We start from the raw sequence: 11,609 nt of genomic DNA, 5'->3' as shown, positions 1-11,609 counted from the left end.
GGTCAGAATCCGAACGCCAGTTTGGCGATGATGTTTTTCTGGACTTCCATGGCACCGCCATAGATGGTGCAGGCCCGAAGGTACATGAGGTCGGTGGTCACGCCCGCTGTATAGGCCGGCCAGAGTGGGTTGCCGGTCGGCTCGGCGTAGGCCTCGTCGCGGCGGTACTGGCGCAGGCTGCGCTGACCCAGGGCTTCCACCATCATCTCGGTGAGCTTCTGCTGCAGGCTGGAGCCGCGTACCTTGAGTACCGAGGCGCAGGCAGCGATAGGATGGCGGCTGGGGGCTTCGTGCATTACCCGCAACACTGACCATTCCAGGGCCTCTACCTCCAGACGCAAGGCGCCGAAGCGACGGGCGAAGTTCGGATCCTCCAGCAGTGGGCGGCCGTCCTTGAGTTCCTGGCTGGCAATGGTGCGAATGCGTTCCAGGTCGCCACGCGCCTTGTACAGGTCGGCGCTGGAGGTACGCTCGTTGGAAAGAAGGAACTTGGCCTGGGTCCAAGCGCTGCCCGGCTGACCGATCAGGTTCTCGCGCGGCACCCGGACATTGTCGAGGAACACCTCGCAGGTAGAACCCTCGCCATTGATCATGGGGATTTGGCGCACGGTGACGCCTGGCGTGCGCATGTCGATGATGATCATCGAGATGCCTTTCTGCGGACGGTCGCTGTTCTCGGTACGAACCAGGAAGAAGCCCTGCTCGCAGTACTGACCTTCGGTAGTCCAGAGCTTCTGGCCGTTGATCACATAATGGTCGCCGTCGAGCACTGCGTTGGTCTTGAGCGATGCCAGGTCGGAGCCTGCGCCCGGCTCGGAGAAGCCCTGGGCCCACATTTCCTCGCCCTTGAGGATGGCCGGCAGATATCGGGCCTTCTGCTCCGGGCTGCCGAAGGTATAGAGAACGGGCCCGATCAGGCGCAGACCCTGCCAGCGCAGCTCAGGGGCGCCCGCCAGCCAGGATTCGTACTCGAAGATGTGGGTCCTGAGGTGCGACCAACCGGTTCCGCCATACTCTACCGGCCAATGGGGAGCGGCCCAGCCTTTGTCATGCAGGGCCCGATTCCACCAGCGGCGGTCATCCTCGTGTGGCGGATGCATGCCGGTGCGGCTGCGGCGAATCACATCGCCGGGCAGGTTGGCCTTGAGGAAGGCGCGGACTTCGTCGCGAAACGCTTCGTCTTCCGGGGAGAGATTCAGTTGCATGGCAATTTCCTTCAACAGATTTCCTGTTCTCGATCAGCAGGCCAGAGGGCGCAGTGGCGCCGTTCCGGAGCAAAGGCTGTGGACCGCGCGGTAGGCGTCATGGACCGCATCGCCGATACGTCCACCGCGACGCGCGTCGCCGATCACGGTGACCGGCAACTGGGCCTCCAGCAGGCCGCGCAGTAGGCTCTCGTCAGGGCGTCGACCCTGGGCGATGAGTACGGCACTGGTCTGCAACTCGCTGCTGCTGCCGTCTTGGTGGCGCAGCAGCACGCGACCGTCGTCGTCGATGCGCTCGATGCTGGCGTTGTCCTGAATCTGGATGCGTGGGTTTTCCAGCAGGCGGCGCTTGAGTACGCCCCGGTAGATCATCTCCGCCGAGCGAGCGAGTTGTTCGGCCGGAGAACGGCTCACTAGCACGACCTCATGACCTTGTTCGCTGAGCAGTTCGGCGGTTTCACAACCGGTCTCTCCGCCGCCATAGACCAGCACCGGCCGCTCGCCGATCTCGACGGGCAGGCGCGCGCTGTCACCCATCAGCAGCTCGTAGGCGTCGCGTACTGCAGGGCCGTCCGCGCCCTGTATAGGCATACGGATAGGCTGGCCGCCGGTAGCCAGAAGGACGATGGCCGGAGCTTCACCTTGGGTGAGATCGGCCAGGCCTACCCGGCTTCCCAGGCGCACCACTACCTCGCTTCGCTCAAGCTGGCGGTGCAGGTAGTCCAGGTACCAGGTGAGCTTGTCCTTGAAAGGAGGGGCAGCCGACGCTATCAGGCCGCCACCCAGTACAGAGCGAGACTCGTGCAGCTCGGTGGCGAATCCAGCCTGCTGGAGCATGAGCGCTGCGGCCATGCCGCCAGGGCCGCCGCCAATCACCACGGCGCGTTGGCCCCGTCGGCTACCAGCGTCCGGCAGACTGTCCAACTCATGGCCGGTGCGCGGGTTTTCGGCGCATCCGATGGCCCCGTCGGCAGCCGAGCTGATGGCAACGCAGTAATTGCAGGACGTGCAGGGGCGGATGCAGTCTCGTTCGCCACGTCGGGCCTTGTTCGCCCACTCCGGGTCGGCCAACAGCGGCCGGCCGAGGGCGATCATGTCGGCGTCGCCGTCGCGAATAGCCCGCTCGGCGGTTTCCGGCCAGCGGATCTGGCCGACGCTGATTACGGGTATGCCGGTGGCGGCGCGAATGCGCCGGGAGTAGGGGAGGCGCCAACCTTCGGGGGTGGACATGGGTTCCACTACCTTGTCGAAACTGGTCCAGCCCAGGCCGATGGAAACGTGCAAGGCATCCACCCCGGCCGCGACAAGCTTGGGCGCGATGCGCTCCATGTCGTCGATGGAAAGGCCTTCAGGGGTGAACTCGTCCGCTGACAGGCGGAAGATCAATGGCCGGTCGCCGATGCTCTGTCGTACCCGCTGAATTACCCGGCGCGGAAAATTGAGCCGGCGTTCCTCGTCCCCGCCCCAACGGTCGGTACGTTGGTTGGAGTAGGGCGAGAGGAAGGACGTCAGCAGGTAGCCGTGGGCACCGTGCAGTTCGACGGCCTGGTAGCCGGCCTGCACACCCAGTTCGGCAGCGCGGCCGAAGGCCTCGATCAGGCGCTCGACCTCGGCGTCGTCCATGGCGCGCGCCATCAGTCGACCAGAGCGTGTAGCGACATCACTGGGCGCGATGGGCATGCCATCTGCCAGGAGGTCGCGTTTGGCGCCGCGGCCGCCGTGCTGCAGCTGCAGGCAGGCAACCGCGCCGGCGGAGGTAATGGCTTCCACCAGGCGCTGGTGCCCGGCCACCTGGGCTGGGGATTCCAGAGTCAGTTGGCGATGCTCGGAGCGGCCGGTCGCGCCTTCCACGCAGCAGAACTCGACGATGATCATCCCCGTGCCGCCGGCCGCGCGCTCGCGATAGAAGGCGATCTGTTCGGGGGTAACGAAACCATCCGTGCTGCCCAGGTTGGTGGACATCGGGGCCATCACTGTGCGGTTGGGAATTCGCAGGTTGCGCAGGACCAGGTCCTGGAACAAATGGGGGTAGGGAGCGTCGGGCATTGTTGCCTCCTTGTATTACCGCTCTTGGCCTTCGCCTCTGTGGCAGGATCTGGCCTGACGTTGTCGTGGCGCGTCTGTTGATGATGTATAGCTGACGATATATCAGTTATAGCGGCAGCGCTAGGGGCTATGCGAGAGAATGAAGTTGGAGGACAAAGCTGGCGGAATGGCGCTGCTGCTGACGTTGAGAATGATGATCGAAGCGGAGTGTGGGGGGAGTGAGGAGCGCCGTTCGTCGCTGCAGCGGTGGCTCAGGTCCTGCCCTGATTACCCGTTGAAGCCGCTCTGGGGCGCTATTCTTGACGTGGCAACGCGTTTGCCTCGATAGAAATTTTTGCCAGTTGCCGGCCTGGGCTATTGCGCAGTCAACTCGCCATCAGGATGGTTAAGTTACTGATTGGAAACGGAAACCTTGGGGTTGATCATTTTTTCTGGACGAAGGGGTTGCGCAAAGCTGACTGTATGTTAGCTTATGACCCAGGAGTTCCGGTCGATAGGGCGTTACCGTGGGCCGGCCGACTCCTCCCTTGCCGATGTTCCGACCGCCTCCTGGCGTGCGGGATCGACAATAAAAACCGATCTGAATCGGAGAAGCAGCCAAGTGAAAAGAACAAAAACAAGAAGTGCTTGCAGTGGTGTTTCTGGCCGTCCAAGCCCTTCCAAGCTGTCCTGCTCGATCGCCCTGATCCTGGGTGCGGCGGGTACCACCTGCGTACAGGCAATGCCCTTCGAGACCGGCAACCCGGACCTCGAAGTCCGCTGGGACAACACCATCCGCTACAACGCCGGCTGGCGCATGGAAGGGCAAAACGACCATTTCAATCGTTCGCCCTTCTTCGACGACACCGAGAACAAGTTCGACCGTGGCGACATGGTAACCAGTCGCCTGGACCTGCTTACAGAGCTCGACGTTGTTTGGCAGAAAAAGCACGGCTTCCGCGTCAGTGCGGCGGGCTGGTATGACGATGTCTATCAGGGGAATCCTGAGCCGAACGACGCGTTGGCCCGCAGCGGCAACTACACCAACGATCACTACAACTCCTATGCGGACCGCTACATCGCAGGCCCGTCTGGGGAATTCCTCGACGCGTTCGTCTTCACCGGTTTCCACGTTGGCGATATGGACGTAAACGTCAAGGCTGGCCAGCACAACGTCTACTGGGGCGAGTCGCTGTTCTCCATTGGCAACAGCATCGCTTACTCCCAAGGTCCGGTGGATACCATCAAGGCAGCCACCAGTCCAGGCTCTGAGGCCAAGGAGCTGTTCCTGCCTCTCGACCAGATTTCTACCACCATACAGCTAACCGATGAACTGGCGCTGTCGGCGCAGTATCTGTTGGACTGGAAACCCTTCCGTCTGGTCCCGGGCGGTACATACTTCGCCGGTTCCGACGGTGCGCGCTCCGATCTGGGTTCACCGGCCGCGGTCTTCCGTATTCCCAACGGTGACGACCTCGAGCCGGACAATAGTGGTGATTTTGGCGTGAACCTGCGCTGGAGCCCCTACTGGCTGGAGGGCACCGCCGGTCTCTACTACCGCAGGTTCGACGAAAAACTGCCTTGGAGTTTTACCCAACTGGGTGTGACCCAGGTTGCGCCAGGTGTGTTCCGGCCTTTGCCTAACGCGATTCGCCTTAACTACGCCCGGAATACCGAACTGTACGGCTTTAGCCTGACCAAGAACATTGGTACCGTGAGCGTTGCGGGTGAGGTCTCCTATCGCAAGGACGCCGCACTGAACTCGGTTGCTGGCTTCACCGTTCTGCCGAGCAACAACGCCCAGGCGACATACGACGAGGCCGAGGGCGCACGGGGTAATACCTGGCATGCGCTGGTCAACGGCATCTACCTGCTGCCCAAGACCGCGCTCTGGGAAGGTGGCACGCTGCAGGGCGAACTGACCTACAACCGCCTGGACAAGATCACTGAGAACGAAGCGCGTTTCAATGATCGTGCCCATGCGTGCGTCACCGCCTTTACCGAGAACTGTGCCACCAAGGACTCCTGGGGTATGCAGGTCGGCTTCACTCCCGAGTGGCCCCAGTTGTTCCCAGGTTGGGATGTGTCGATGCCGGTCAGCGTTGCCTATGGCCTGGATGGCAATAGCCCGACCCTAGGCGGCACCAGCGAAGGTGCTTACAACTATTCGATCGGCATCAGTGGCAAGTACCGCCAGGTGCACAACTTCACCCTGAAGTGGATCGACTCTTACGCCGATTACGACGTCAATCCGGCACGTAACTACGTGACGACCGACTACACCAACGGCTCTGCCGTGCAGAACGACCATGGCTGGTTGTCCTTCACCTACAAGGCGACTTTCTAGTCCGTTCCCCTTTTCCTGCCCGACGTGAGGGAATAGTCAATGAACTACAAGAAAATGTTGATAGTGGGTACCGCTGGCGTGTTGCTCGCCGGCCAGGCCATTGCAGCCCCCACGGATGAAGAAATCAGCCAGCTCGGCAATACGCTGACGCCCTTGGGCGCGATCAAGGCCGGTAATGCCGATGGCACCATTCCCGCCTGGGATGGTGGCCTGTGCACGGCGCCAGCCGATTACAAGCCGATCATGGGTGCCAAGGGCGGTTCCCCCTATGCCGACCCCTTTGCTAGCGAAAAGCCGCTCTATAGCGTCACTGCGGCCAACCTGGCGCAATACAAGGACAAGCTGGACGAAGGCACGCTGGAACTGTTCAAGCGCTATCCGGACACCTTCCGCGTCGATGTGTATCCGACCCACCGGACTGCCTGCTATCCGCAATGGGTGTACGACAACACTGTCAAGCGCGTGAAGAATCCCAAGCTCGTAGGTAACGCTCCCGGTCTGGAAGGCGCACATGCGCAGATTCCGTTCCCGATTCCGAAAGACGGCTACGAAGCCATGTGGAACGCCAACGTCAAGTACGAGCTGCCGTTCTCCGAAGGAACCCAGGCGGCCTATCTGATCGACAGCTCCGGCGGTGTGAGCCTGACCAGCGTCCAGAAGATCGAGAACCGTAACCTCTACTGGGACAACAGCCTGGAGAAGGTACCGGACAACCAGCCGTACTGGGCGCTGATCGCCTCCACCAGCCAGCCTTCGGCTTCGGCTGGCGTCAAGCAGATGCGCTTCAACTTCCTGAATGTCCAGGAACGTGACGCCATGGCCTGGTCCTACGTGCCGGGTCAGCGGCGCGTGCGTTTGGCGCCGGAGTTCAAGTACGACACTGTCAGTACCTCCAGCGGCGGTATCCTGCTGTTCGATGAGATCAATGGCTTCGACGGCAAGATGGACAAGTTCGACTTCAAGCTGGTCGGTCGCAAGGAAATGTTCGTGCCCTACAACACGTACAAGGCCTGGAGCGTCGACCCGGCGGTAGCCAACACACCCAAGCACCTGAACCCTGACGTCCTGCGTTGGGAATTGCACCGGGTGTGGGTAGTGGAGGCGACCCTGAAGCCGGGCGAGCGCCATGTGCAGAAGGTCAAGCGCTTCCTGCTGGACGAAGACAGTTGGAGCATCCTCGTCTATCACTCGCTGGACCAGGCTGGCAAGGTCCACCACCTGATGTACCAGCCGTCCATTCAGCAATATGAGAAGCCTGCCTACCGTAACGGCCAGTACGTCTTGTACGACATGACCAAAGGCGTTTACGGCAACGGCTCCCTGATGGGCGCGCCGAAGATGACCGGCTTCTTCAAGGTCGATCCTTACCCGGTGAGCTTCTTCACTTCAGGTGCACTGGGTGGTAGTGGGGTGCGCTGAGCGCCCCACTGCAAGGTTTGAGCGTAGGGGGGAGAAATCCCCCTTTTTTTTCCTGACTGTTCAGGGATTGAATGCACAACGGTCCGGCGCTGCTGTGAGGATGAAATGGCTGCTGTACGTAATCTGTTCCTGATGTTCCTCCTGTCGTGCTGCCTGCCGGCCTACGCGGGTCAGGCGAGCGATTTCCTCGAACCGCTGGATCGTCCGGCATCTGCGGTGAGCAACCTGGCTGGTGCCCACCTCAATGCGGTGGCTGCGGCGGGGGATCGACTGGTGGCGGTGGGAGTCAGGGGACTGATCATGATCTCCGATGATGCCGGGGCGAGTTGGCGCCAAGTCGATTCACCGGTTTCCTCCGACTTGCTGGGCGTGACCTTTCCTACGCCGCAACAGGGCTGGGCAGTGGGCCACGAAGGGGTGGTGCTGCACAGCGCCGATCAGGGCAAAAGCTGGGTCAAGCAGTACGACGGTCGGCAGGCCGCCACGCAGCTGGTGGAGCATTTCACCAAGCTTGCCGAAGGCGGGGACCAGGCAGCCCTGGCCTACCTCGATGGTGTGAAACTGAACTACAAGGACGGCCCCGAGCAGGCGCTGATGGACGTCTGGTTCGCCGACGATCAGCACGGCTTCGTGGCTGGGACCTTCGGCACCCTGCTGGCCACGGAAGACGGTGGCAAGACCTGGGTGTCCTGGATGGAGCGGGTGGACAATCCGGAATTCCTCCATTACCTGGCTATAGCCGGCTCTGGTGAGCAGGTGTTTATCGCCTCCGAGCGCGGCATCGTCTTCCGCTACAACAAAGTTAGCGGCCGCTTCGACTTGGTGGAAACCGGGTACACCGGCAGCTTCTTCGGTGTCGAAGTCACTCCGCAGGCTGTGGTAGCCGCCGGCTTGCGTGGCACGGCCTACAAGTCCATGGACCAGGGCGCATCCTGGTCGCCTATGGAGACTGGCGTGAAGGTGGCGTTGAGCGATGTCCAGGCGCTGCCGGATGGGCGCTTCCTGCTGGCCAGCGTCGATGGTCGGGTCATCATCAGCGACGCGAAGCTCGACGGCTTCCAGGCCGTTGCTACCAGCCGGCCGGGGCGCTTCTCCAGTCTGGCGCTGCTGCCGGGCGGCAGGGCAGTCACAGTTGGATACTCTGGTGCGCGTCAGGTGAACCTGCGTTAGGCATCAGTCGAAATACAGAACAACAAGAGGCGAATATGGCTTTTTCAAACGCACTCGACATGCCTGTCATCTCGGATCCGCGGCAGTTCGACAGGGCAAGTGGGAACTGGCTGGAACGTATGGTGTTCAACCATCGCGGCATGGTCATCCTGCTCTGTGCGTTGCTGACGCTGTTCTTCGGCTGGAGCGCACTCAAGCTGCCGGTCAACACCAGCTTCGAGAAGATGATCCCGCAGTCCCACCCGTACATTCAGAACTACTTCAAGCATCGCGATGCGCTGCGCGGTATGGGCAACTCCACTCGTATCGTGGTGGAGAACACCAAGGGTGACATCTTCGACAAGGATTATCTGCTGGCCCTGCAAAGGGTGAATGACGCCGTGTTCCTGATGCCCGGCGTCGACCAGGGGTGGATGCGCGGCCTCTGGACCAGCAGCCTGCGCTGGACCGAAGTGACCGAGGAAGGCTATCGCGGTGGCCCGGTGATTCCGGACCGCTGGGATGGCAGTCCGGCCTCCATGGAGCGCCTGCGGGAAAACATCACCCGCGCCGGTATCGTCGGCAGCTATGTGGCCAACAACCTGCGTTCCTCGATGATTTTCGTACCGCTGTTGGACATCAACCCCGAGACCGGCAAGTCGCTGGACTACTCGGAGTTCTCCCGACAGCTGGAAACCCAGGTGCGCTCGCTCGAGAACGATAAGATCAAGATCCACATCATTGGCTTCGCCAAGTTGGTGGGTGACCTGATCGACGGTCTCTACGATGTGATGACCTACTTCGCCTACTCGGTGCTGATCGCCAGTGCTCTGGTGCTAGCCTACACCCGTTGCCTGCGCAGTACCCTGCTGCTGGTGTTCTGCGCGATGCTCGGGGTGGTCTGGCTGCTGGGTCTGCTCAGCGTGCTTGGTTACGTGCTCGATCCCTATTCGATCCTGGTGCCCTTCCTGATCTTTGCCATCGGCTTGTCCCATGGCGCGCAGAAGATGAATGGCATCATGCAGGACGTTGGTCGCGGCACCCACAAGTACGTTGCCGCCCGCTACACCTTCCGCCGCTTGTTCATGGCTGGCCTGACGGCGCTACTGGTGAACATCGTCGGCTTTGCCGTGCTGATGATCATCGACATCCCGGTGATCCGCGACATGGCCCTGACTACCAGTCTGGGCGTGGCCATCCTGATATTCACCAAGCTGTTCCTGATTCCGGTACTGCTGTCCTACTTCGGCGTCAGCCCCTCGGCCGCCAAGCGCAGCGTGCAATCGGCAGAGCAGCTGAACGCCGGCCGCAGCCCGATGCAGGCCATTCGCACCTGGTTGATCCGCCTGACCGAGCGCCGGCGTGCCACCTTGGCCGTGTGCGCCGCGGTAGTGCTGACCGGCGCCGGTCTTTCGATCAGCCAGCAGGTCAAGTTCGGTGACCTCAATCCCGGAGCGCCGGAGCTGCGCCCCGAATCCCGCTATAACCGTGACGTGGCTTTCGTCAGCCAGAACTACGGCCTATCCACCGACCAATTCGTGGTGATATTGAAGACCCCACTGGGAGAGTGCACGCAGTTCGCCTCCCTGATTGAGGCCGACCGCCTGAGCGCGCGCCTTCGCGAGCTACCAGGCGTGCAGACCACCTTCTCGCCGGCCGACGGGATACGTTTGGCCACTTCCGGGATGTTCGAGGGCAACCCCAAGTGGATGACCATCCCGCATAACAACAGCAATCGCACCCAGGCGTTCAACATGTTCTCCACGGACCGGCCCGAACTGGCCGACCGCAGTTGCGCCATCACGCCCATCGTTGCGTACCTGGCCGACCACAAGGCGTCCACGCTGGATCGCGTGGTGCAAGAGGTGGAGAAGCATGGCGCCGAGTTCAACAGTCAGGATCGCGAGTTCATTCTGGCGGCCGGCAGCGCCGGGATCGAGGCGACTACCAATATCGTGGTCAAACGCAGCTTCTGGACCCTGCACCTGGTGCTCTACGGTGCCGTTGCCTTGCTTTGCTTTGTCACTTTCCGAAGCTGGCGTGCGGTAGTGGTGGCGCTGATCCCGCTGATCATCACCTCGATATTGTGCGAGGCCCTGATGGTGATGCTCAACATCGGCATCAAGGTGGCCACGCTGCCGGTGATCGCCGTGGGCGTCGGCGTTGGCGTTGACTATGCCCTCTACCTGCTGAGCGTGCAGCTCGGCATGCAACGCCAGGGCATGACGCTGGCCAAGTCCTACGAGGGTTCCCTGGACTTCGTTGGACGCATCGTCGGGCTGGTCGGCCTGACCATGGCGGCGGGTGTACTGCCTTGGATCTGGTCGCCGATCAAGTTCCAGGCCGACATGGGCATCCTGCTCAGCTTCATGTTCCTCTGGAACATGCTGGGCGCGCTGGTGTTGATTCCGGCCCTGTCCTACTTCCTCCTGCCATCCTCCACCAGTGGTGAACGGGCCCAGGCTGCGCCATCCGGGAGCGAGCCTCCGGAGACCATCGAGCCGGAGTCGGTATTGGCTGACGAGGATCGCCGAGCCCGACACTACCGGGCCACGGTCTGATAGAAGAGTCTGGGCGTCGGAGCAGGGTAGGGCGAAGCTCTTGCAGCAGGCCGTCCGGCCTGCTGTCGTGCGCCTGAAACCGCAATAATGCTTGGAAATCGAACCATGAAGCTTGGATTGGATGGACGTGTTGCACTGGTCTCGGGCGGCAGCAAGGGTATAGGCCGGGCCTGCAGCGAGATGCTCGCCGCCGAAGGATGCCGAGTAGTAGTGGTGGCTCGTGGTCAGGAAGCCCTGGATGAAACCGTGACGGCCATCCGCGCCAACGGAGGCATGGCTATCGGGGTGAGCGCAGACCTGACCCGCGACGCCGACGTGCAGCGAGCGGTGTCCTTGGCGCGCGAGGCATTCGGTGCCCCGGAAATTGTCATTACCAACGTCCATGGCGGCGATCCCGGGGACTTCCTGGAAGACAGCGCCGACGTCTTCACCGAGTCCTTCCGGGGCCTGGTGATGAGCGTGGTGCACCTGGCGCGGGCGACCCTGCCGCATATGCGCGAACAGCGTTGGGGTCGTCTGCTCACCATAGGCACGGCCGCTGCCAAGGAGCCTGCTCCTGGACTGCGGCTGATGGCGGCCAACACTGCCCGCGCCGGTGTGGTGACCCTGAACAAGCAACTGGCCGACGAGTTCGCCGCCTTCGGCATCACCGTCAATACTCTGGCCACTGGCTGGATCGCCACCGAGCATATGCGCGATCAGGTGGGCAAGATGGCAGCGGCCAAGGGCATGGCCCTTGACGACATGCTCCAGCGCTTGTCCCGTGGTGTGCCGGTGCAGCGAATGGGCCGGCCGGAGGAGATCGCGTCCCTGGCAACCTATCTCTGCTCAGAACTCGGTGGTTACCTCACCGGCTGCCTGATACCCGTGGACGGCGGCGCCCACCGAGCCGCCTGGTAAGCA

General features: G+C 62.0%; 7 protein-coding genes. 5 read left to right on the top strand and 2 right to left on the bottom strand.

The window, feature by feature from the left end; translation table 11 throughout:
• Nucleotides 1-2: 2 nt before the first annotated feature.
• Complete coding sequence (locus tag MnOB_RS06360) at nucleotides 3-1,205, bottom strand: acyl-CoA dehydrogenase family protein (protein WP_077523156.1); 1,203 nt, start codon at nucleotides 1,203-1,205, stop codon at nucleotides 3-5.
• 33 nt (nucleotides 1,206-1,238) lie between these two features.
• Nucleotides 1,239-3,251 carry an oxidoreductase gene (locus MnOB_RS06355; RefSeq protein ID WP_077523154.1) on the bottom strand — a complete coding sequence of 671 codons (2,013 nt, stop codon included), beginning with the start codon at nucleotides 3,249-3,251 and terminating at the stop codon, nucleotides 1,239-1,241.
• A gap of 721 nt (nucleotides 3,252-3,972) precedes the next feature.
• Here MnOB_RS06355 and MnOB_RS06350 point away from each other — a divergent pair.
• The 5 genes from MnOB_RS06350 (at nucleotide 3,973) to MnOB_RS06330 (ending at nucleotide 11,606) form a co-directional block, all read left to right on the top strand.
• Entirely contained in the window at nucleotides 3,973-5,577 is a 1,605-nt protein-coding gene (locus MnOB_RS06350) for a DUF1302 domain-containing protein (protein WP_077523152.1), read from the top strand.
• A gap of 39 nt (nucleotides 5,578-5,616) precedes the next feature.
• Entirely contained in the window at nucleotides 5,617-6,996 is a 1,380-nt protein-coding gene (locus MnOB_RS06345; protein WP_077523150.1) for a DUF1329 domain-containing protein, read from the top strand.
• A gap of 105 nt (nucleotides 6,997-7,101) precedes the next feature.
• Entirely contained in the window at nucleotides 7,102-8,166 is a 1,065-nt protein-coding gene (locus MnOB_RS06340; RefSeq protein ID WP_077523148.1) for a YCF48-related protein, read from the top strand.
• Nucleotides 8,167-8,201: 35 nt separating this feature from the next.
• Nucleotides 8,202-10,706: an efflux RND transporter permease subunit gene (locus MnOB_RS06335; protein WP_077523146.1), complete on the top strand. Its 2,505-nt coding sequence runs from the start codon at nucleotides 8,202-8,204 to the stop codon at nucleotides 10,704-10,706.
• 105 nt (nucleotides 10,707-10,811) lie between these two features.
• Nucleotides 10,812-11,606: an SDR family oxidoreductase gene (locus MnOB_RS06330; RefSeq protein WP_077523144.1), complete on the top strand. Its 795-nt coding sequence runs from the start codon at nucleotides 10,812-10,814 to the stop codon at nucleotides 11,604-11,606.
• Nucleotides 11,607-11,609 lie beyond the last annotated feature (3 nt).

Origin of the sequence: Metapseudomonas resinovorans (assembly GCF_002003485.1) — a bacterium.
Classification (GTDB): domain Bacteria; phylum Pseudomonadota; class Gammaproteobacteria; order Pseudomonadales; family Pseudomonadaceae; genus Metapseudomonas; species Metapseudomonas resinovorans_D.
This window is presented reverse-complemented; position numbering and strand designations above follow the sequence as displayed.

Coding starts and splice junctions, on each gene's coding strand:
- MnOB_RS06360 (WP_077523156.1), bottom strand. CDS start 1,205: ATGCAACTGAATCTCTCCCCGGAAGACGAAGCGTTTCGCGACGAAGTC.
- MnOB_RS06335 (WP_077523146.1), top strand. CDS start 8,202: ATGGCTTTTTCAAACGCACTCGACATGCCTGTCATCTCGGATCCGCGG.
- MnOB_RS06330 (WP_077523144.1), top strand. CDS start 10,812: ATGAAGCTTGGATTGGATGGACGTGTTGCACTGGTCTCGGGCGGCAGC.
- MnOB_RS06350 (WP_077523152.1), top strand. CDS start 3,973: ATGCCCTTCGAGACCGGCAACCCGGACCTCGAAGTCCGCTGGGACAAC.
- MnOB_RS06355 (WP_077523154.1), bottom strand. CDS start 3,251: ATGCCCGACGCTCCCTACCCCCATTTGTTCCAGGACCTGGTCCTGCGC.
- MnOB_RS06345 (WP_077523150.1), top strand. CDS start 5,617: ATGAACTACAAGAAAATGTTGATAGTGGGTACCGCTGGCGTGTTGCTC.
- MnOB_RS06340 (WP_077523148.1), top strand. CDS start 7,102: ATGGCTGCTGTACGTAATCTGTTCCTGATGTTCCTCCTGTCGTGCTGC.